The 21,496-nt window shown below is 64.2% G+C and carries 22 protein-coding genes; 7 read left to right on the top strand and 15 right to left on the bottom strand.

Annotation, left to right across the window (positions count from 1 at the left end; all coding sequences use genetic code 11):
* The first annotated feature begins 270 nt into the window (after nt 1-270).
* The 3 genes from FN976_RS28125 to istB all read left to right on the top strand — a co-directional run bounded on the left by FN976_RS28125 (nt 271) and on the right by istB (nt 3,118).
* Nucleotides 271-489, top strand: coding sequence for a helix-turn-helix domain-containing protein (locus tag FN976_RS28125; protein ID WP_145897310.1), 219 nt, complete (start codon nt 271-273; stop codon nt 487-489).
* Nucleotides 490-833: 344 nt separating this feature from the next.
* Complete coding sequence (gene istA / locus FN976_RS28130) at nt 834-2,369, top strand: IS21 family transposase (RefSeq protein ID WP_145897312.1); 1,536 nt, start codon at nt 834-836, stop codon at nt 2,367-2,369.
* On the top strand, nt 2,366-3,118 hold the full coding sequence (gene istB, locus FN976_RS28135; RefSeq protein WP_145897314.1) for an IS21-like element helper ATPase IstB: 753 nt from the start codon (nt 2,366-2,368) through the stop codon (nt 3,116-3,118). Before istA ends, istB begins: the two co-directional genes overlap by 4 nt.
* A gap of 510 nt (nt 3,119-3,628) precedes the next feature.
* Here the strand turns inward: istB and FN976_RS29300 are convergent.
* From FN976_RS29300 to FN976_RS28195, 13 genes are all read right to left on the bottom strand, one after another.
* Nucleotides 3,629-3,775 carry a hypothetical protein gene (locus tag FN976_RS29300; protein WP_222432900.1) on the bottom strand — a complete coding sequence of 49 codons (147 nt, stop codon included), beginning with the start codon at nt 3,773-3,775 and terminating at the stop codon, nt 3,629-3,631.
* Nucleotides 3,776-3,814: 39 nt separating this feature from the next.
* Entirely contained in the window at nt 3,815-4,303 is a 489-nt protein-coding gene (gene cadR, locus FN976_RS28140) for a Cd(II)/Pb(II)-responsive transcriptional regulator (protein ID WP_145897316.1), read from the bottom strand.
* 92 nt (nt 4,304-4,395) lie between these two features.
* Nucleotides 4,396-4,962: an MAPEG family protein gene (locus FN976_RS28145; protein ID WP_145897318.1), complete on the bottom strand. Its 567-nt coding sequence runs from the start codon at nt 4,960-4,962 to the stop codon at nt 4,396-4,398.
* Between the two features lie 18 nt (nt 4,963-4,980).
* Nucleotides 4,981-5,265 carry a hypothetical protein gene (locus FN976_RS29305; protein WP_145897321.1) on the bottom strand — a complete coding sequence of 95 codons (285 nt, stop codon included), beginning with the start codon at nt 5,263-5,265 and terminating at the stop codon, nt 4,981-4,983.
* Complete coding sequence (locus FN976_RS28155; RefSeq protein ID WP_222432901.1) at nt 5,262-5,852, bottom strand: TlpA family protein disulfide reductase; 591 nt, start codon at nt 5,850-5,852, stop codon at nt 5,262-5,264. The genes FN976_RS29305 and FN976_RS28155 overlap by 4 nt, the downstream gene beginning before the upstream one ends.
* 20 nt (nt 5,853-5,872) lie before the next feature.
* A complete protein-coding gene (locus FN976_RS28160) occupies nt 5,873-6,472 on the bottom strand; it encodes an SCO family protein (RefSeq protein ID WP_255440886.1) in 600 nt (199 codons plus the stop codon).
* An 80-nt stretch (nt 6,473-6,552) separates the two neighbouring features.
* The gene (lspA, locus tag FN976_RS28165; protein WP_145897327.1) at nt 6,553-7,044 is read right to left on the bottom strand and encodes a signal peptidase II; all 492 of its coding nucleotides are present in this window, start codon (nt 7,042-7,044) and stop codon (nt 6,553-6,555) included.
* Complete coding sequence (locus FN976_RS28170) at nt 7,041-8,519, bottom strand: TRAP transporter large permease (RefSeq protein ID WP_349291428.1); 1,479 nt, start codon at nt 8,517-8,519, stop codon at nt 7,041-7,043. The genes lspA and FN976_RS28170 overlap by 4 nt, the downstream gene beginning before the upstream one ends.
* Nucleotides 8,447-9,016 (bottom strand): TRAP transporter small permease subunit, encoded by a 570-nt coding sequence (locus FN976_RS28175; RefSeq protein ID WP_145897331.1) that lies wholly within the window; start codon nt 9,014-9,016, stop codon nt 8,447-8,449. Before FN976_RS28175 ends, FN976_RS28170 begins: the two co-directional genes overlap by 73 nt.
* Nucleotides 9,013-9,621, bottom strand: a complete 609-nt coding sequence (locus FN976_RS28180; RefSeq protein ID WP_255440887.1) for a phosphatase PAP2 family protein — start codon at nt 9,619-9,621, stop codon at nt 9,013-9,015. Before FN976_RS28180 ends, FN976_RS28175 begins: the two co-directional genes overlap by 4 nt.
* Nucleotides 9,622-9,627: 6 nt before the next feature.
* The gene (locus FN976_RS28185; RefSeq protein ID WP_145897333.1) at nt 9,628-12,744 is read right to left on the bottom strand and encodes a heavy metal translocating P-type ATPase; all 3,117 of its coding nucleotides are present in this window, start codon (nt 12,742-12,744) and stop codon (nt 9,628-9,630) included.
* A 62-nt stretch (nt 12,745-12,806) separates the two neighbouring features.
* Nucleotides 12,807-13,412 carry a cation efflux transmembrane domain-containing protein gene (locus FN976_RS28190; protein ID WP_145897371.1) on the bottom strand — a complete coding sequence of 202 codons (606 nt, stop codon included), beginning with the start codon at nt 13,410-13,412 and terminating at the stop codon, nt 12,807-12,809.
* A gap of 26 nt (nt 13,413-13,438) precedes the next feature.
* Nucleotides 13,439-14,035, bottom strand: coding sequence for a thiol:disulfide interchange protein DsbA/DsbL (locus tag FN976_RS28195; protein WP_255440888.1), 597 nt, complete (start codon nt 14,033-14,035; stop codon nt 13,439-13,441).
* Nucleotides 14,036-14,234: 199 nt separating this feature from the next.
* On the opposite strand from FN976_RS28195, the gene FN976_RS28200 reads away from it, so the two are divergent.
* The 4 genes from FN976_RS28200 to FN976_RS28215 all read left to right on the top strand — a co-directional run bounded on the left by FN976_RS28200 (nt 14,235) and on the right by FN976_RS28215 (nt 17,791).
* The gene (locus FN976_RS28200) at nt 14,235-15,425 is read left to right on the top strand and encodes a L,D-transpeptidase family protein (RefSeq protein ID WP_145897338.1); all 1,191 of its coding nucleotides are present in this window, start codon (nt 14,235-14,237) and stop codon (nt 15,423-15,425) included.
* Entirely contained in the window at nt 15,422-16,867 is a 1,446-nt protein-coding gene (gene lpdA, locus FN976_RS28205) for a dihydrolipoyl dehydrogenase (protein ID WP_145897340.1), read from the top strand. Before FN976_RS28200 ends, lpdA begins: the two co-directional genes overlap by 4 nt.
* A 118-nt stretch (nt 16,868-16,985) precedes the next feature.
* Nucleotides 16,986-17,294, top strand: a complete 309-nt coding sequence (locus FN976_RS28210; protein ID WP_145897342.1) for a hypothetical protein — start codon at nt 16,986-16,988, stop codon at nt 17,292-17,294.
* A complete protein-coding gene (locus FN976_RS28215) occupies nt 17,291-17,791 on the top strand; it encodes a TlpA family protein disulfide reductase (protein WP_145897344.1) in 501 nt (166 codons plus the stop codon). The genes FN976_RS28210 and FN976_RS28215 overlap by 4 nt, the downstream gene beginning before the upstream one ends.
* A gap of 116 nt (nt 17,792-17,907) precedes the next feature.
* On the opposite strand, the gene FN976_RS28220 is transcribed toward FN976_RS28215, so the two are convergent.
* On the bottom strand, nt 17,908-19,311 hold the full coding sequence (locus FN976_RS28220; protein WP_145897346.1) for a multicopper oxidase family protein: 1,404 nt from the start codon (nt 19,309-19,311) through the stop codon (nt 17,908-17,910).
* A 10-nt stretch (nt 19,312-19,321) separates the two neighbouring features.
* Nucleotides 19,322-21,493 (bottom strand): protein-disulfide reductase DsbD family protein, encoded by a 2,172-nt coding sequence (locus tag FN976_RS28225; RefSeq protein ID WP_255440889.1) that lies wholly within the window; start codon nt 21,491-21,493, stop codon nt 19,322-19,324.
* Between the last annotated feature and the right edge of the window lie 3 nt (nt 21,494-21,496).

The raw sequence follows: 21,496 nt of genomic DNA on the forward strand, positions 1-21,496 counted from the left end.
TGCGGAATTCGACCAATCTGATCAGGCTGTTCGGATGTTCTGACTTCCATGTTCGGCGTGCTGATCACCCTCAGACGGTCTTTCAACTGTGAATAACCCCGCGCGGCCCGACGGTTGTGGATAAGTTTGGCCGCATCTGCTAATCCCCTCAGGGTTGTGCAGTCTCAGTTCGGAAATGGTGTCAAGCAAACTGTTGCGCCGGCGCACTACCAACGTAGGTAGGTGTCGAATGTCCTCGTCCCCGATAGGATGAGATGACAAGGCACCATCATGGAAACGATGACCATCAGTGATGTGAGCAAGCTGCTCCACATCACCGACGACACCGCGCGAAACCGCCTCGCCGCGGGCAACGAGATGCCGCCGTCCTTCAGGGTCGGGCGGCGGCGCCTGTTCCTTCGGTCAGAGGTCGAGCGCTGGCTAGTAGAGCGCGCAAGTCATCCGCTCGGCGCGAACTCGCGAATTGCACATGAGAGCAAAGCTGATTGAGCGCTGCGCGCTCCAGCTCCACTCTCGTCCACCAGCTTCGAATGATGTGACCACGTTGCCGAATCGGCAACCGTGGTCATTTCGGCAACGCGGTCAGCCGATGCGCATTGGCTGGGTCGCTTCAGAAAGGAGGCGGCACACGCTAGCCCCTTAATTCGTCCCCCCCAGAATAAGGAAAGGCCCGGGTTGCCGCCCGGGCCCTTGTTCCTCAGCCGAGGCTGAAGAGTCGGAAACTTGGATGGCTGGAGTATCGGCTGCGTAGCGCGACGCGTCAAGCGTCGGGCTCGATGGGGAAACTCGCTCTGGCGATACGCACTCCCGTGTCGCATAGGAGATGCGCCCACATGCGGCTACCCATACAGCAGCAGCGCGAGATCGCGCGGCTGCACTTCTACGACTTAAGGACATCGAACCGAGCGATCGGTGCTTCGATGCAGATCTCGCCCACCACGGTGGGCGATCTGCGCAACCTGTTGCGCGCACAGCAACTCACCTGGACTGATCTGCAGGCCCTGGATGACGAGGGTTGGCGTCGTGCCCTGAAGACGCATGATCGCTCGATCGCGCAGCGCAAGCCCATACCGGACTGGGGTCATGTTCACGCCGAGATGCAGCGCCCAGATGCAACCCTCGAGCAGCTATGGCAGGAGTGGCGCGAAACATGCCCAGAGGGCGTGGGGTACACGCAGTTCAGCGTCGGCTACCGAGAATGGCGCAAGAGACAGCATGTCGTCATGCGGCAGGTCCATCGGCCGGGCGAGAAGCTGTTCACCGACTTCGCGGGCCGCACCGTCGAGGTACGCGATGCCAACGGCGGCGAGTCGATCTACGCCCAGGTCTTCGTGGCGGTGCTTGGCTACTCGAACTACACGTACGTTGAAGCAGTTGCCACGCAGACAACGCCGGACTGGGTCCAGTGCAATGTCAACTGCTTCCACGCGCTCGGGGGCGCACCCAACTGGGTCGTCAGCGACAACCTCAAAGCCGCCGTGTTGCGGCGCGAGCGCGACATCATCGTTCTGAATCCCACGTACCGCGAGGCGCTTGCCCACTACAGCACGGCCGCTGCGCCGGCCCGCGCTCGCAAGCCGCGGGACAAAGGCAAGGTCGAGGTGGGCGTACAGATCGCGCAGCGATGGATTCTCTTCCGTCTGCGCGACCGGGTCTTCTTCAGCCTCACCGAACTCAACGCGGAGATTCAACGCCTCACTGTAGCGCTCAACGACCACCCATTCAAGAAGCTGGACGGCACGAGGCGACTGCGGTTTGAACAGACCGAACGGGGGCAGCTCAAACCCTTGCCCGCAGTAGCCTTCGAGCTGTGCGAGTGGCGCTACCAGGTTCGCGTCGGCGACGACTACCACGTCGAGCATCACCGTAGCCACTACTCCGTGCCGTGCTACCTCGCCGGCGAGCGAGTGGACCTGCGCTCGACCAAGCAGGTCCTGGAAATCTTCCGAGGTGGCCGTCGGGTGGCGCTTCACGCGCTGAAGGATCGCCCGGGTGAGGCGAGCACCTTGACCGAGCACCGGCCGCTCTCACACCAACGCGTGCTGGAGGGTGAGCCCGCCTCGCTGCAGGCATGGAGCAACGGCGTCGGTCCCAATTCGGCCAAGATGATCCGGTACCACCTGGAAGACCGCAGCGACCCGGTGAACGGCCTGCGCGCTGCTCGCAAGATGCGAGAACTCGCTCGCACCTATGGCGAGGAGCGCTTCGAAGCGGTCTGTTCCTACGCGCTGCCGCTGAACATGACTTCCTTGCGCAACATCACTTCCATTCTGTCAACGCAGGCCGATTTGCGGCCGCGGCCGAACCCGCAACCTCAACCGATGCACCAGAACCTGCGCGGCCCAGACTACTTCGGAGAATCTCAATGAGCACGTCCATCCAGAATACGCACCAGATGCGCGAGCTGCGCCTGAACGCGATGACCCAGGCCTACGAGCGGCAGCAGGAGACGCCCAAGCTGCACGATCTGAACTTCGACGACCGGTTCGGTCTGTTGCTCGAAGCGGAGTGTGCGGCCAGGCGCACGCGAAAGCTGAGCCGCTTGGTGAAGACCGCGAATTTGCCCGAGGCGGCATCGCTCGAAGACTTGGACACGAGGCCATCGAGGGGGTTGGACAAGGCCCTGGTGTCGTCTCTGGCGGGCTGCGGATGGATTCAACGGCAACACAACTTGATCGTGGTCGGGCCCACGGGCGTCGGAAAGACCTGGCTCGCCTGCGCGCTTGCGCATCAAGCGTGCCGGCAGGGTATGAAGGTCTGGTTCCAGAAGGCGGCGGACCTCTACACCAGCATCGTGGAGGCCTCCATGGAAGGAACGGTCTCGAAGCTGAAGACGTCCCTCACCACGCCTAACCTTCTGATCCTGGACGACTTCGGCATTGGGGAGATGACCCCCTACGCCTGCCAGGTGCTGCTGGACATCGTCGACAGGCGCATGCGTACCGGTTCGCTGCTGATCACGAGTCAGTACCCCACGGAGAAGTGGCACGCCTCGTTTCCCGATCCGACGATTGCTGACGCCGTGCTTGATCGCGTCGTGCATCAAGCTTATCGCATCCAACTGAAAGGTGAGAGCATGCGAAAGATGCGTGGACGCGCTGCGCTTGCAGAAGCGTGAACCCGCCGTAGGGGTCTCCATGGCCGGTTGAAGCCCTACGAAGTGAGTTCGACATCGCGGCCAAGCCCGAGCCGTGGGAGATCTCCTCGCTGATACCGGCTCCGTGAAGACTGAGGTCCGAAGGCGTGGCGACGCTGGAACTGCTTCCGGTGTAAGTCGGCCAGCTCGGCAAGGCCGTCAAGCTCGAAGGCGCCAAGGGCAAGGTGACGTGTTGTGGAGCACGCGAAGAAGCGAATGGCCCGTCGACACCTCCGCCGCGGCCATTTTTTTGCGGCGATCGAGTGAGGTTCTGTCGCCAAGCTGCCAAGCTCAGAGGCGAGGCCGACCTTCTTTTCGCCGCCCATCCTCCGACGCGTACTTTCGCTTGTATACGGATGAGGCGCAGCCGCTCGCGGCAAGCGCGAGTACGAGATCTAGGCGCTCGATTGCGATCTCGAGCACGTCCGCGACAAGCTCGAAGCGACGGCGGTTACAAAGATCCAGATGCCACCGTGCTTGGACGTGGTGTGCTCATCCTTCTTTCTGGGCAAAGGTCGCGCCACTGGCGGCCAGGGCAGCAGCGATGGCGATGGTTCGGAATTTCATTGGAGTCCTTTCAAATGCGGGGAAAAGAACTAGCAAGCCACGCTGCACCGGCAGATGCTTGCTGTGTGGCATCGTCGCATTTAGCCGGGCTATCGGGGACAGACGCGGCAGCTAACCCCTGGCCTTCGCGCTCGGTTTTGCAGCGCGCGAACCTTGGGGCGGCGGCCTGCGGTGGCCCACCGAATGCACGCCGTGCCCTCCAGCCTTGCGCAGGTTGACACTCTTCAGTCCGTCCAGGATTCCGCATTCGGCAGCTACTCCGTCGCACTGTTCGCGAAGCGCCTTCAGCTCCTTCTGCAACTCCCGGAGCTCGCGGATGCGCCGAGCAACATGTTCGATGTGTTCATCCAGCACGTCGTTGATCGCGTGGCAGTTTTCTCGCGGTGCGTCCTGAAACGCGAGCAAGGCGCGGATTTCATCGAGCGTCATATCTAGCGAGCGGCAATGCCTGATGAACGCCAGTCGCTCCAAGTGCTCGCTGCCGTAAAGGCGGTAGTTGCCTTCGCTGCGTGGAGGTTCGTGCAACAGGCCTTCCCGCTCGTAGAAGCGGATTGTCTCGGCCTGGGTCTGGGTGATTTTTGCAAGCTCTCCGATCTTCATGCGTGTGGTACCCCTTGTGAACGGTACACACTTTACCATGAACCTTCAAGTCACTTCATAGTTCCGAAGACTCTCGGCTCACGGCAGGATTGTCACTGCCAGATTTGATGAACCAAGGCCAGCAGCGCCGCGACGAAGGCCACAATGCTCGGCACCGCCGTCAGCGCCATGCCGAACGCTCGTGCCGCCGCTCCTTTTGGATAGTTGCGGTAGAAGGAGAGTCGCCCGAACGAAAACAGAACGACCGAGGCTGCGATCAGCGGCATCACCGACTCCCGCAGCAGCATAAGCATCGCGAAGTGCGTGACCATCATGACGACTGCCTGCTCCAGCGTGTTCTGCAAGAACGCGGCCTGGACCGCAATGCGCTCGCTCGGCGGGGCAAAGGCGGACCCTCGGATGTCCAATGCAGAGTGCCGCCGTCCTTGCGACACCAGCCGAATGCCCAAGATGACCCAAAGCACGACGAAGAGGCTGGCACCCGCCCAGAAGTTGAGGGCGGACTCAATGTCGCCGCCTGGGAATCGAACGAGCTTGGGCAGCACGAAATGGGCCGCGCCAAGCACGGCTGCGCTGAGCGCGATGGCTGCCACAGAACCGCGGACCACGCCTCGCTGCTCGCGCAGAAGCTCCGCGTCGGAAATCCTGTAAGTGTCCATCGCTATCTCCAACTAGTTCTAGCCCAACTGGCCGAGCCAAGGAAGCGCGCGCAGCATCCAAATTGCAAACAGGCCGATATGGCCAGTGATCATCGCCGCACCCATGACAAGAAGCACGACACCCCCTGCTACCTGCAGTGGCCCGCCGAGACGGCGCAGAAGGTGCTGGTGCTGCAGCCTGCGACCTGTGAAGGCGCCGCCAGATGTAGCCTGGAACAAGCGGGAGCACGCAAGGCGAAGGAAAGACACCACGCCAGCGGCGAAGGCGCCGTTGGGCTCGACGCCAGTAGCTGTGATCGTCATTGCGCCTGCCCTGCGCGCTGCAGCGCCTTGAGAGCCTCAACGATCTTGGGCGAGTCCCACTCCGCCGTGCCGCTCATTCGGCCGATCTCGCGGCCTTGCCGGTCCAGCAGCAAGGTCGTGGGAACGCCCACCGCCTTCAGCTTGAAGATCGCCGCAGCTTCGGCGTCCTGGTAGATGGCAAGGTGCTTGATTCCCTCCGACGCATAAAAGGTCTTGACCAGGTCGAGCCCCTTCGCGCCGGCGTCCACGGACAAGGCCATCACCTCGAAGTCCGCGCCCCCTAGCTGCGCCTGCAGGCGATCCAGAGAAGGCATCTCCTGGCGGCATGGCGGGCACCAGGTGGCCCAGACGTTCAGAAGAATCAGCTTGCCTCTGAGCCGCGAAAGCTCCACCGGCCGGCCAGCGCCATCGAGCACACGCAGCTCCGGTAACGGCAAGGGCTCGGCGCGCATCACGATCGGCAACCCGCTCGCGGCCGCACCAAGGGGAGGGACACCCGATGACACGCGGTACACCAGCGCGCCCAGACCCGCGGCGAGCGACAGGCCCAGCCCGAGCAGCCAGTGGCGCCGAATGAGATTCGGCATCGTGGAACGCGATGAATCCATCACGCGCCGTCCAGAAGCAACTTGGCGCCGGCGGCCAGCGCAGCAGCGCCGGCGCCATGGCGCGCGTAGAGACGCAGCCGCCCCTGCGGGTCATAGATGAAGCTCGCGGCCGTGTGGTCCAAGGTGTAGGACATTGGCGAGACGCCCGGATTCTTTCGAACGTGGATCCTGAATTCGGCCACGGTGCGTTCCAGTTGCTCAGGGTTCGGCCGCAGCGCCAAGAACGCCGGGTCGAAGTTGCCCAGGTAGGCCTTGAGTACTCGGGCGGTGTCGCGGTCCGGATCCACCGTGACGAAAATGCCGCGCAGCTTGGCCCCCTGCGCCCCCATCAGCTTCTTGGCCTGTACGAGTTCCGTCATGGTCGCGGGACACACGTCGGGGCACTGCGTGAAGCCGAAGAACACAGCGACGACTTCGCCCTTGAAGTCCTGCAGGCCACGAACGACGCCGTTCTGGTCGGGCAACTGGAAACCCCGCGCGTAGTCGGCGCCGCTGACGTCTATCAACTGGAAAGGCTTTGGCCGCTGTTGGATTTTCCACTGAACCAGCACGGCTGCGGGAACGCCCACCAGCAAAAAGATGCCGAACACCAAGGCCACGCGGCGTCTCTCCAGCTTGGGATCGGCTCGTGCAGCGACGAGCTTGCGCCGCTGCCGCCGCGATGCAGATCCGGTCATGCCTACTCCTGCTCCTGCGGCTCGCGTGAGCCGCCGACCGCTGTAAGCACCATGCACACCGCGCCGAGCGTGATGGCGATGTCGGCCAGGTTGAAGGCCGGCCAATGCCAGCCTCGCAGGTGGAAGTCCAGGTAGTCGATCACCTGACCCCGCACGGCCCGATCGAACGCATTGCCCAGTGCGCCGCCGAGAATCAGGCTGAATGCCAGCGACTCCAGACGTGGCCGCGGATGCCGCAGCATCCAGATCAGCCAGCCGGATGCGGCCACCGCGATGGCCAGGAAGAACCAGCGCTGCCAGCCGCCCGCGCCCGCCAGGAAACTGAATGCAGCGCCCGGATTGAGCACATGGACCAGATTGAAGAAGGGCGTGAGCGCGGAAGACCAGCCCAGCGGCGTGGTCGCATCAATGTAGCTCTTGACGGACTGGTCCGCGATCAGCACTGCGCAGGCTAGCGCGAACCAGGGAGCTTGGCGGTGGGAGTGCATATTCATTTGGTCGGGATCGGGTCTGAAGGGGGTTCGGCAGTCGGCTCGGGCGTCTGGCGCAGCGCGTCCTCCACCTGCTTGTCAGTCAGCGTGGCTGCCGGCGGCGGCGTGCTGGCAATCCCGGGAAACGCCACGAGGATGCCCACCATCACCATCTGCAGTATCAGGAACGGGATGGCCCCGAGGTAGATGTCGGATGTGCGAACTTCCGGCGGCGCCACGCTTCGCAGGTTGTACAGCGCGATGCCGAACGGCGGGTGCATGAATGATGTCTGCAGAACGACCGCCACGATGACGGTGAACCAGATCATGTCGATGCCGAGTTTGCGCGCCACCGGCGCGATCAGGGGCACGACGATGAAGGCGATTTCGAAGAAGTCGAGAAAGAATCCGAGCAGGAAGATGCCGACGCAGACGAACAGCAGGAATGGCAGCTGTCCCTGCGGCAGGTGTGCGAAGAGTTGTTCGATCCAGACTTGGCCGTCGAAACCGCGAAACACAAGCATGAAGAAGGACGCGCCCAACAGCAGGAAGATCACGCTCGAGCACAGGACACCCGCGTTGGTAAGCGCCTCCGAGAGCCGCTGCCGGCTCAGGCGGCGCTTTGCCAGCCCGATCAGGAGCGCCGCGCAGACGCCCACCGCACCGCCTTCGGTCGGGGTGGCGATCCCGAAGAAGATCGACGCAAGGACGGCCAGGATGAGCGCCAACGGCACACCAGCCGCCACAGCGGCCTCTTTCCACGCGCTCACGGATGCGGTGGCGCCGTCCATCAAAGGAGGCGCCAGCCCCGGGCGCCATCGGGTTGCGGCGACAACGTACACCAGGTACAACCCGACCAGCATGGCGCTAGGCAACAGGGCCGCGTGGAAGATCTCCACCAGCGGCACCTCCACCTGCTCGGCCAGAACGATGAGAACCAGGCTGGGCGGCAGCATCTGCGCCAGCGTACCGGCAGCCGCGATCGAGCCGGTGGCGAGTTTGGCGTCGTAGCCCGCCTTGAGCATTGTCGGCAGCGCGATCAGGCCCATGGCGATGACAGACGCCGATACAAACCCCGTGATAGCGGATAGCAGGGAGCCCACCACAAGGGTGGCCACCAGCAAGCCACCCGGCTGCTTGCGGAACAGGCGGCCAAGGGCCAAGAGAGTGTCTTCGGCGATTCCGGTGCGCTCCAGGATCAGGCCCATCAGCACGAACATTGGAATTGCGAGGAAGTTGTCGCTGTTGAAGACGCCCTGCACGCGCAGCGGCATGTTCAGCAGAAAGGGCGCCGTGAACGCGCCGCTGACGACCCCCGCGATGCCGAACACCGCGGCCACCGCCGCCAGCGAGAAAGCCACCGGAAACCCGGCCATCAGCACGACCACCAGCGTGCCGAACATGACAGGCGCGATGAGTTCGGGACTCATGGACGGCCGCCTTGCACGGTTTGCGCAACGCGCCGGGCCGGCGCCGCCCCCGCGAGGAAGGCGATGCATCGCACGGCCTCGGCGATGCCTTGCGCGCCCAGCGAAAGGAATCCCAGGGGAATCATCCCCTTCATGATCCACGCGGGAAAGGTGCTCAGGCTTTCGCGGCTGCCGCGCGTTTCGCCGCTGGCGAAGGACCGCGCGAATTCCGGCGCGGTCACCCAGACAGCGACCACACAGAGCGGCAGCAGCACGACGAAAGTCCCCACCAGGTCGAGCCAGGCCATGCCCCGCGGCCCGAGCCATCCCGAGAAGACGTCGATGCGCACATGCTCGTCGCGCTGCAGCGCGAACGCTGCCATCAGCAGCACCGCCGCCGCGAAGAAGTGCGGCTGCACGTCGTACATGGACGAAGACGCCACGCCCAGCAGCTTGCGGCTGAACGCATTGCCGGCGATGAGGACGGCATTGGCCAGCAGGCCCCAGCGCACGGCGAACGCCATCTGGCGGTTGACGGCGTCGATGCGGCCAGCCAGGCGCAGGGCTGCGGCAAACCCGAATCTCATCGCGTGGCTCCCCACCCGTCAGCGGCTCGCTTCAACGACGCGGCCCATCCATGGGTCGCTGCGACGCAAGCGCCGCCGAGCAGGAAGCCGCCAACCACATCCACCGGGAAATGCGCACCCAGTGCCACGCGAGACCAGCCGACGGCTGCGGCGAGCGCGAGCAGAAGCAGCCGGAACGGCCAGGAACCCAGAGGCCAGAGGCAGGCAACAACGGCCGCCGTATAGACAGCATGGCCGCTGGGAAACGCGTGGAGACTATCGGCTGCGCCAACCACCCGAGCCATGTCGTTGGCATAGAGGTCCGACGGCCGCGGCATGGCAAACGCGGCTTTTGCCGTCCAGGCCAGGAGCATGGCGACCAGGAAGCCGACTCCGAAGCGGAACGGCGCCAGCGCAGCGGGTTCGGAGCGCTTTACGGCCTGCCAGCCCAGCAGCAACACGCCCACGAGCGGCGCGCCCCAGTAGCTGCCGATTGCCGAGAGCGCTCGAGCCAGGACGATCCAGTCCACCGACACGGATCGGTTGGTCCACAGCATCATTTGGGTGTTGAGGCCGCCCCAGTCGTACACCCAGTGCCGCAGCAGTCCCGCGTCGGCAGCGCCCATGGTCGTTCAGGCGCCGCGCGTTTTCAGGAGCCGCAAGCCGTTGAACACCACCAGCAGGCTCGCTCCCATGTCCGCGAACACCGCCATCCACAGGGTGGCGGTGCCCGTCAGTGCGAGGACCAGGAACACTGCCTTGATGCCCAGCGCGAGCACGATGTTCTGTTTCAGGATCGCCCCCGTCTTTCGGCTCAGGCGGATGAATTGCGGGATCTTGCGCAGGTCGTCGTCCATCAGAGCCACGTCGGCGGTCTCGATCGCGGTGTCGGTGCCCGCTGCGCCCATCGCGAAGCCGATGCTCGACTTGGCCAGCGCCGGTGCATCGTTGATGCCGTCGCCAACCATGCCCACCGTGCCGTGCGCGGCCAGCTCGGCGTCGATGGCCGTGAGCTTGTCTTGCGGCAGCAAGCCGCCGCGCGCATCGTCGATGCCCACATCGCGGGCGATCACGCTGGCCGTCTGCTGGTTGTCGCCGGTCAGCATGACCGTGCGCACCCCCAGGGCGTGCAGTTCGCGGATCGCCTCCCGGCTGGAGTCGCGGACGGTGTCCGCCACCCCGATGACGGCCAAAGCCTCGTTCTGGCTCGCGATGGCGATGGCAGTCTTGCCTTCCCCCTCCAGCTTCTTCAGCGCGGCTTCCGCGGGCGCGCTGTCGATCCCCAGTTCCTGCAGCAGCCTGTGGCTGCCGAGGTAGTACCACTGCCCGCCCACGCGGCCCTTGACGCCGCGTCCGGTGAGTGACTCGAAATCGTCCACCTCCGCCAGCGTCTGGCCGCGCTTGTCACGCCAGTGCGCGGCTACAGCGCCGGAGACCGGATGATCGGAACGGGTCGCCAGGCTGGCCGCCAAGCGCAGTGCCTCGTCTTCATCGGACCCGATGCGCACGACGTCGGTGACGACCGGCTTGCCTTGCGTGATGGTGCCCGTCTTGTCCAGGGCGAGAGATCGGAGCTGGCGACCTTGCTCCAGGTAAGCGCCGCCCTTGATCAGGATCCCGCGGCGTGCCGCCGCTGCAAGGCCGCTCACCACCGTCACTGGCGTGGAGATGACCAAGGCGCAAGGGCAGGCGATCACCAGCAGCACCAGCGCCTTGTAGACCCAGTCCATCCAGGCCGCCCCGAAGAAGAGGGGCGGCACCAGCATGACCGCCAGTGCGACTGCAAAGACTGCGGGGGTATAGACCTTGGAGAATTGGTCGATGAAGCGCTGGGTGGGCGCGCGGCTGCCCTGGGCCTCCTCGACCGCCTTGATGATGCGCGCCAGTGTGGAGTGCGTGGCCTCGGCCGTCACCCGATAGACGAAGGAGCCGGTTTCGTTGATCGTTCCGGCGAACACGGTGTCGCCAGTGGCCTTTGCCACCGGGATGCTCTCGCCCGTGATGGGGGCCTGGTTGACCGCCGACTGGCCGCTCTCCAGGATGCCGTCCAGCGGGATGCGTTCGCCCGGCCGGATCCGAACGAGCTGGCCCACGGCCACGGTTTTGGCGGGCACCTCCAGCCAGCTGCCGTCGGGCTGCTGCACGGTGGCTTGCTCCGGCGCCATCGCCAGCAGGCCCCGGATCGCGTTGCGGGCGCGGTCCAGCGAGAGCACTTCAATGACCTCGGCCAGCGCGAACAGGAACATTACCATCGCCGCCTCGGGCCACTGCCCGATGAGGATCGCACCGGTCACCGCGATCGACATCAGCGCGTTGATGTTGAGGATGCCGCTCTTGAGCGCGAGCCAGCCCTTCTTGTACGTGGGCCAACCGCCGGTGGCGATGGAGACCAGCGCGAGGCCGATGACCGGCCAGGCGGAGTCATTCCCCGTGCTGAATGCAATGGCTTCGGCCACGCCGGCACTCACGCCGGATACAGCCATCAAGCCCCACTGCCGCTTGCTGACTGAGGGCTTGGGCGATTCCTGGGTGTCAGCACCGCCTGCCTCCGGCACGGCCTTCATGCCGATCGAGTGCAAGGCGGACTCCACGTCGGCGGTCGGCACCGTGTGCGACACCGTCAGCTTGCGCTGCATGAGGTTGAAGTCCAGGGACTGAACCCCCGGCATGTGCTGCAGCTTGTCGCGGATCAAGCCCTCTTCGGTCGGACAGTCCATGTTCTCGATCCGATAGACGCTGCGCTGCGCGCCGCCGATCGCGGATGCAACTGCCTCCGCCGGCGGCAATCCGATGTCCTTCAACGCGGTAACGATCGTCTCGGTCGATGGCAAGGCGTGCCGCACGGTCAGCTTCCGCTGCATCAAATTGAAATCGAGGCTGTCGACCCCCTCGAGTGAGCCCAGCCGCTTGCGGATCAGGCCCTCTTCCGTGGGGCAGTCCATCTTTTCGATGCGGAAGGTGTCGGTGCGCAAAGAGGCGCCTGCGGATCCATCCGGCGTCGGTGTCGGCGTTGGTGTCGGCGATGGCAGCTGCGCGTCCGCTGGCGGCATTCCAATTTCCGTCAAGGCCCGGACAACTGCGCCTGTATCCGGCAGCCGGTGGACAACCGTCAGCAGGCGTTGCGGCAGGTCGAATTCCAGGTCCTCGATGCCGGCCGTGCCTTGCAACCGTTCCCGCACTTGCCGCTCCTCATTGCGGCAATCCATCTTCGGCACATGGAAGGTGGATCGGACCGGCAGATCGGCTGGCTGGTGCGGCGTCGCAGGCATGCCCAGGGCTGCAAGCGCATCGACGAGCGGAACGGCATTGGGCAAGCGGTGCTCGACCGTCAGAACACGTTGCGCGAGATCGAAGCGCAAGTCCTCGACCCCAGCGATCTGTTCCAGCCGCTCTCGGATCTGCACGACTTCGTTCTTGCAATCCATGCGCGGAACGTGGAACGACTCCGTGCGCACTTCTTCTTGCCCGCCGGGCGGCAATCCAAGCTCGACGAGCGCCGCGGTCACGGGTGACACGTCGGCCAGACGGTGTGTCACCGTGAGTCGATGCTGCTGCAGGTCGAACCCGAGCGCCTCGACGCCCACAATCTCGCCGATACGCTGCCGGATCTGCCGCTCTTCGCTCGGGCAATCCATCTTCTCGATGTAGAAGACGGTGTCGGTCGCTGGTTGCGCCGAGCCTACCAGGGGCTGGCTGGCCAGCGATTCACATGCGGCGGTACCGCACGATTTTGTGTTGGTGGTATCCATAGCTCGACTCTCCAATGATCTCGATCAGTTCACGCTCATGCACATGGCCATTGCTGTCGGCTTCACGGTGCCACGGCACCGGAAGCCGCGCTTGAAGCCTTCCGGGCGTGCTCCAGGATTTCCCTGCCGCCGTTGGCCGCAAACAGGGCCGAAACGATGCCCAGGATCAGGTCCGGCACGTTCGAGCCCAGCCACAGTACGAGGATCCCGCTGGCGAGGATCGCCATGTTCACGATCGAGTCGTTGCTCGTGAAGATGGCGGATGCCTTGAAGTTGACGTCTTCGCCCTTGTGGCGCTTGAGCAGGCGCAGGCAGTACAGGTTGATCGCCGCGTTCAACCCAGCCATCACCATCATGGCCGGACCGATCGGCGCCTCCGACCCCATGAACCTGCGGATGACCTCGCCGACCAGCAGGATCGACAGGCCGATCAGCAACCACCCGGACAGCCGAGCGGCCATCACTTTGGCGCGAACGCTGCGGCCGACGGCGTAAATGCCCACGGCGTAGACCGACGCGTCCGCCAAGTTGTCCAGGGCCGCCCCGATTAGCGCGGTCGAGGACGCCCACACCCCCACGCCCATTCCGAGCGCGCTTTGTGCCAGGTTGATCAGCAGCACGTACCACAGGATCCTGCGGTCCTGCGCGTTGCTGGACGCAAGGTCCATCGCCGAAAATTCGTCGTCGTCGTCCACTAGCCGCCCTTGCGCGCCAGGTTCAGCAAGTACTCGGCCACGGAAAGGGATTTCGCGTTCGATCCGGCCAGCGAGCCGGATGTAAGCCAGCGGCCATTCACGCCAATAGAAGGCGTGCCTTCAATCGCATAGCCGGTCGCGAGCCCGGCGGCCTGTTTCACCTTCGCCGCGACGCCGAAGGAGTCCAGCACCTGGAGGAAACGCACGCGGTCCACCCCATGGGCCGCCACAAAATTTCCGATTTGATCGGGCGTGTCCAGCTTTTGGCGTCCCGTGTGAATGGCCGCGAACACTTTGGGGTGCAGTTGCTCTACAAGGTCCAGTGTCTCGATCGCGAAGTACAGCTTCGCGTGGATCACGAGGTCCTGACGGAACGCCACCGGGATACGGCGAAACAGAACGTCGCGCGGCAGCTTTTTCTGCCACGCGTCGATCATGGGCTCGAAGCTGTTGCAGTGCCCGCAGCTGTAGGCGAAGAATTCCAAAACCTCCACCTGCCGCGCGTCACGCGTGGGCTGCGTCGACTGCAGGACCAGATAGTTCCGGCCCTCGACAGGGCGATCCTGCGCCCTCGCGGGCACCAACCAGGTGGCCATGGGGGTCAGGATGGAAGCAGCAAAAAGTCTTCGTTTCATGGCTTGGGCAGTGCAGGGTGACGCAGGGCCGTCCATTAGAGACCATGTAGTCGGTACAAGGTCAAGCGAAGAACGCCGCAGGCTGCCCGGCCATGGGGAGATTGGCTTGGCTGAGCGGGCGCTGCCTAGAATGCTCCGTCCTCATTGCCCTACCGTACCAATGCGCGCCGTCTTTTTCGCCCTCGTTTCGCTGAGCCTCGGCTTCGGCTTGGCCTCGGCTGCCTGGGGATCTGCAAAACCAGGCCTGAAGGCGACATCTGCGCGGGGGGAAGCAGCCGCGGAGCGGCGACTGCTGGATATCTACGAGCTGGTCGCGGCCGCTCGCTCGCGAGAGGCCTTGGCCAGCGCGGAACTTCTGGTGCGTGATCACCCGAATTTCCAGCTTGCGCAGCTGGTCTACGGCGATCTTCTTGCTGCCCGCAGCGGTCCCATCACGATGCTCGGTGACGTTCAAATGCGGGCGTCGGAAGGTTCGGCGGTCACGCTTGCCGCGATGCGCGAGGAGGCATTGCTACGCTTGAGAGCGCACCGCGAGTTGGCTCCCGCCGGAACAATGCCATCTCAGTTCGTCCAGCTGTCTGCCTCCCAGCGCCATGCGATCGCGATCGATACCGCCAAAGCGCGCCTGTATCTTTTCGAGAATGGTCCCGCCGGACTGAAGCTTGTCGAGCACTTCTATGTATCGGTCGGAAAGCTCGGGGTGGGCAAGGCAGTCGAGGGCGACCAGCGCACCCCGCTCGGCGTGTACTTCGTGGTGAGCAATCTGGACCCGAAGACGTTGCGCGACTTCTACGGGGCGGGAGCGCTGCCCATCAACTATCCGAATCGCCATGACATACGCAGCGGACGCACGGGCCGCGGCATCTGGATCCATGGTGCGCCACCTGGCCAGTTCGCCCGGGCGCCCAAGGCGAGCGACGGTTGCGTTGTTTTGGCCAACCCCGACCTGAGCCGCATCCTGCGGACCGTGGACGTCGGCACGCCGGTCGTCATTGCCCAGTCTCTCCAGTGGCTGAAAGCGCCGCAACTGGAGAGCCCGCGGCTCGGCTTCAGATCAGAGCTCGACGCGTGGCGCCAAGCCAAGGAAACCGGAGACATGGCGCGGCTGCGGACAATGTACGTGCGCGATGCGATACCGGCCGCGGCACTGGGAGCCGCCGTCAAGCAAGGCGCGCGAGGGCCCGGCGATCTCTCGCTGCTTTCCTGGAAGGAAGGATCCAGCGAAACGATGGTGGTCACCTTCAACGATGGGGCCGCTACAGCGGCGAGCAGCGGACAGGTCAGACGCCAATACTGGACCCGTGACAGTGGCAGCTGGAAGATTTTCTACGACGGCGTTATCCGCAGATGACACAAGACTCCCCTCTTGACGTTCTCGTGATCGGCGCCGGCTCGGGCGGCTGCATCGCATCGATCCGGGCTGGCCAGCTCGGCCTGAAAGTCGCATGCGTGGAGGCCAACCCCTACGCGGACCCGAAAGGAGAGCCGCGACCCGGCGGAACCTGCCTGAACGTCGGCTGCATCCCGTCGAAGGCGCTGCTGTCGTCGAGCGAAGAATTCGAGAAGATTCAGAAGCACGCCCTCGCGCATGGCATCCGCGTGGCGGGCGCCACGATGGACGTGCCGGCCATGATCGCGCGCAAGGACGGAATCGTCACCAAGATGGCGCAAGGCATCGAATACCTGTTCCGCAAGAACAAGGTTGCCTACCTGAAGGGCCGGGCGACGATTGTTGGGCGCACGGATGGCGTCTTCACAGTGGCCGTCACGCGGTCTGGCTCCACCGAGGAGGTGACCGCCCGCAACCTCGTGATCGCCACGGGATCCCTTCCTCGCCAGCTGCCCGGCATCGAAGTCGACAATGTGGACGTTTGCGACAACGCGGGCGCGCTGGATTTGCGCTCCGTTCCGGGCCGCATGGCGATTATCGGAGCCGGTGTGATCGGGCTCGAATTGGGGTCGGTCTGGCGCCGGCTGGGCGCGCAGGTCACCGTCGTCGAGGCGCTGCCGGAGTTGTTGCCCATGTGCGACGCGGACGTCGCGCGCGAGATGCTCAAGTTGCTCACGGCGCAGGGTATGGATTTTCGGTTCGGCGCCCGTGTGACCGGCGTCGAGCGGGCGAGCGACGGATCGCTCGGCCTCGCCTATGTCGACGCCCAAGGCACGGCCCATTCCGTGGCTTGTGACAAGCTCGTGGTCGCGGTCGGCCGAGTCCCAACGTCGTCCGGATTCGGGCTGGAGACCCTTGGCGTGAAAACCACGCAGCGTGGCTTCGTGGATGTGGACGCGCATTGCCGTACCTCGGTCGACGGCGTTTATGCGATCGGCGACGTCGTGCGGGGGCCCATGCTGGCCCACAAGGCCGAAGACGAGGGCGTCATGGTGATGGAGCGCATCGCAGGCCAGGCGGGGCACGTCAACTACGACGCCATCCCGTCGATCATCTACACCAGTCCGGAGGTGGCCTGGGTCGGCCGCACCGAGCAGGAATTGAAGGATGCCGGCGTTCAATTCCGGGCGGGCAAGTTCCCGTTCACCGCCAATGGCCGCGCACTTGGAAACGGCGACACCTCCGGGTTCGTGAAGGTCCTGGCCGACCAGAAGACGGATGCGGTGCTGGGTGTTCACATCATCAGCACGTACGCCTCCGAGATGATCGGCGAGGCGACGATGGCCATCGAGTTCAAGGCCTCGGCCGAAGACATCGGCCGCATCTCCCATGCCCATCCGACGCTCTACGAGGCGATACGCGAAGCTTCGCTGGCCATCGGCACGGGGGCGCTCAACATGTGAACTCCGCGATTCCGGGCTACTCCGGTTGCAGGGGCGGCGCCCGCTTCTGGCGGCTGGCGAGGTAGTACCGCTCGATGATCGCCAGGGCGGCTTGGATCAGGTGCTTTAGGAGGCGTGAATGCAAACAACTGAACCTAAGAGTCAAAGGGTGAAGGCGCTCGCAACTCGAGCTACGGAGTTGAAGCAACATAGCGATAATTGCTCAGGCCAAAGCGAATCCTGGAGCGAGTTGAATCTCGACAAATTTGCTCTGGCGCTTGTTGAAGAATCGATCAGCGTCATTGAACAGCATTGCCTACGAGTTGATCAACGTGCGATCGACGTCGACTCGTTGAAGATGGCTCTGCGTGCCCATTTTGGGAGTCATACCCAGCCTCTTGACGCGACCGCGGGAAATCGAGCCGCTGACCGAGGTGTACAGACATGAAAATCAAACTATTGATCACCACGATCCTCGCCGCTGCAGTATTGCTTGGCAGTGGGCTGCTTTTCAGCACCAGCTCCACCAGCGCGCCGCAAGCCACGTTCGTTCTTCTCGATGGATCCTTGAGAACGGCCGATGACTTTCGCGGCAAGGTCACCCTGGTCAACTTCTGGGCCACGAGCTGCACCACCTGCGTGGCAGAGATGCCGATGATTGTGCGCGCCTACGAGAAGTACCGTTCACGCGGCTACGAGACCCTTGCCGTCGCCATGAGCTACGACCCTCCGAGTTATGTCGTCAACTTCGCCAGCACCCGCAAGCTGCCGTTCGCTGTTGCGCTGGACAACACCGGTGCTGTGGCGAGGGCCTGGGGGGACGTGAACGTCACACCGACGACGTTCGTAGTGAACAAGCGCGGCAATATCGTGAAGCGGTATGTTGGCAAGCCGAATTTTGACGAGCTTGACAAGCTGATTGAAGAATTGCTTGCCGAGACCTGAGGGCTGCTCTTCAGTTGGCGACACGAGACCCGGAACCGCTCTGATTTGCCACCGCGAACGACCGGTGCGCCGCGTTGCGCGAAGGCTGACCTACGGAGTCGTTGAACGCGACGAGATCATCTGACGCGTAGCACGGTCATCATGCCGCCGTCCTGGTGTTCCAGGATGTGGCAGTGGAACATCCAGTCGCCAGGGTTGTCGGCAACGAAGGCGACCTCGACTTGCTCGTCCGGCGACATCAGCACGGTATCCTGCCACTCCTGGTGCCTGGTTGGCTTGCCGTTGCGCTCGAGCACCCGGAACGTGTGGCCATGCAGGTGAATGGGGTGGTGCCAACGGGTTTCGTTGCGCATCCGCAGGCGATAGCTGCGGCCGCGTTCGAGTTCCAGCATCGGCTTCATCTCGTGACCATCGGAAACCATGCCGTTGACCGCCCAGGCTTTCCCGCGTCTCAGCATCGCGCGCATGTCGGTCGGCTTGCCATCCAGCAACGCTTGATGCAGAGTGCCCATCATCCCGCCTTGGAACACGATGTCGTGTGTGCCTGCGTTCACAAGATCTGGTTCGGGAACGGTGTTGGCTGGCAGGGCCATGATGGCTCCCGGACGAGCCGGCAGAGGCGCGTTCTGCTCATAGATGAACTCCATGAGAACGTAGCGCCCTCGCGGATAAAACAGGTCGTGCACTTCGTGCCGCTCGCCTGGCCTTCCGGCGGCGTCCAGCAGCAGGTCACACCGCATCCCGGGTGCGATCACGACACGTCCTCCCTCCGGCTCGTGCGGCTCAACGGGCTGGCCATCGATGGCGATAACGAGCGGTCGGTGGCCATGGAAGGCGAGCCCGAAGATGCGGGCATTGGCCGCGTTCACGAGCCGCAGCCTCAGGCGCTCGCCCGCCCGAACGCTGAAGTCTTCGCGTACTGAGCCGTTCACCGTCACCACGTTGCCAATGCGGCCGGCGTGGGCCATGTCATGCGCGTTGCCGAAGGTCTCGCTGATCCGTCCCGCCGGCGTGATGCGCCAGTCGTCCAGCACCCAGGTCAGGTCGCGGTCGACCGGTACCGGTTCACGCTCTTCGACGATGAGCGTGCCGTACAAGCCCCGGTCCAGCTGTTCGGAACTCTGGAAATGGGAGTGATACCAGTAGGTGCCAGAGTCGGGAACGTCGAACTCATAAACATGGCGGCCGCCGGGCGCGATCGGATGCTGCGTGAGGTGCGGGACACCGTCCATGGCGTTCGGCACGCGCAGGCCGTGCCAGTGCACAGTGGTGGCCTGGGCCAGTCGATTGAAAACGGTGACCCGCATTCGATCGCCCTGTCGCACGCGCAGTTGCGGCCCTGGGACGGTTCCGCCGTACGTCCAGACCGGCACCGGGTCCTTGGTGGGCTCGATCCGAGCATCTCCTGTGATTGCGACCAGTTCGAACTCCCGCAGTCTGCTAGCAGCGCGCAGCGACGTGCATGCCTGCAGGGGCAAGAGCGGCAGCGCAAGGGAGGACAGAAGGGCGCGTCTATGCATGAGACTTCCCCTAGAGCGAAGCGATGGCCGCGCGCACCTCATCCACACTCAAAATCTCGGAAAGCACCACCGGCGACCGGCCGTTTTGATACAGCACATAGACGGGGACGCCATTGCGGCCAAGTTGGCCCAAGGCTGCTGTGACAGCCGGGTCGCGCCGTGTCCAGTCGGCCCGCACCAACGCGACGCTCTTGGCTGACAGGTCAGCCATCACCGCCGGATTCGCCAACGTCGTTTTCTTGTTGTACTGGCAAGTGACGCACCAGGCTGCGGTGAAGTCGACGAACACAGGGCGGCCGGTTGCCAGGATTTTCTCGACGCGTCCCGGCTCCCAGGCTTGCCAGGAGCCTTCGCTGGCAGCCGTGGCCGGCCGGGCAACGTCGACTGCCGTGATGTTGTGACCTGCATGCCACATCAGCAGCGCGAGCACGACGAATGAAATGCCGCCGACGAAGCCCCGTAAACGGCCGACCAGCGTGAGGGACCAGATCAGCATGCTCATGGCGACCAGCAGCACCAACAGCGAAGCCGCCCCATCGATCCCGCTTTGTTGACCCAGCACCCACAGCAGCCAGGTCACCGTCGCGAACATCGGGAAGGCCATGAACTGGCGCAGCGTCACCATCCAGGGCCCGGGCCGCGGCAGCAACCTGGCCACACCGGGGATCCAGCCCGCGGCAAGGTAAGGCAAGGCCATGCCGAAGCCGAGCGCGGCGAACACGAGCAAGGCCTGCGGCGCCGGCAGCGTGACGGCCAAGCCGAGAGAAGCACCCATGAAGGGCGCGGTACACGGCGAGGCGATCGCCACGGCCAGGACGCCGGACAGGAACGAATTGGCAACAGGATGCTTGCTCTCCAGCGTCGCCAGTCTGTTCGGCAGAAAGGCGCCGAACTCGAAGACACCGGCGAGATTGAGGCCGATCACGGTGAACAGCGCTGCCAGTGTCGCAACCACGAGCGGGGATTGCAGCTGAAAGCCCCACCCGAGCTGCTGGCCCGCTGCCCGCAGGGCGACCAGGATGGCGCCGAGCAACACGAACGAGACGATCACGCCAGCCGAAAATGCCAGGCCGCTGACGCGATGGCCGCGCCTGTCGTCGGCATGGCGCGCGAAACCCATCACCTTGATCGCCAGCACCGGAAAAACACAGGGCATCAGGTTGAGAATCAGGCCACCCAGCAATGCGCCCAACAGCGCTGCCGCAAAGGTGAGAGACACAGCGGATGCCGGCTGGCTCAGGCTGTTGCGCCGCAACGCTTCCTCCAGCGCGGGGGACACGCCGGCTGGAGCGGCCACCTGTGGCCATTGGCCTACGACTTGAGCCTCGGTGCGCCAACCCTGGTCTCCCAGGGTCAGCACCAATGGCATGATCGCCGGGCTCTGGCTGCGCTGGGGTGACAAGGGCACGACAGCGTTCCAGACCTTGCCATCCCAGGATTGCGTGACGGCCGCTGCGGTCTGGATCACCTCATTGGTCTCGGGGAAGAACCCGAGCACCTTGCCTTTCGCCTCAGCTGGCAAGCCCGGAACGCTGACCTTGAGCGTGTCACCGTCGATCCGAACAGTTCCAGCGCCGGCCAACGGCCGAGGCTGTGCCTGGAAGCTGGCATTGAAGACATCGGCGTGCAGGGCTGTGGCACTGCGCGCGGAAATCTTGAGCGCGAATTCGCCCTCTTCCGGGACGCACTCCTGCCGGCATATGAGCCACTGCGCCTTCAGCTTGACCTGCAGGTCACCGCCCAGGAGCGAAGGCTTGAACTGCGGCGTGACGGTCAGCGGCACGGGCAGAAGCACCGTGCCGCTGTATCCGTAATTCGCCAGATGTCCGATCGGGTACTTCTTCGGTATCGGCCAGGCAATCTCACCGGCCTCGACACCCGGCGGCAGCGTCCACTTCAACTGGGTGGGGAGACCAGAATCTCCGGAATTCTTCCAGTACGTGTGCCAATCGGGCTGGTGGGCCAGTTGCAGGCCGACCCACACCGTCTTGCCGGGCTCGACGCCTTCCGGCGCATACGCGAGCAACTCCGCCCGCGCGCGCTCGGTCGTGACCACGCTTTTGGCCGGTTGCGCCTGGACCCGCAGGGCAAATGCACTGCCGACGATCAGGAGGACGGCACAAGCCATCCGCGCGAAGGCAAGAGGCGCGTGATTGGAGGGAGATTCAGTATTTGCAATCATGGT

It is taken from the genome of Caenimonas sedimenti (genome assembly GCF_007833165.1).
GTDB classification, from domain to species: domain Bacteria; phylum Pseudomonadota; class Gammaproteobacteria; order Burkholderiales; family Burkholderiaceae_C; genus Ramlibacter; species Ramlibacter sedimenti.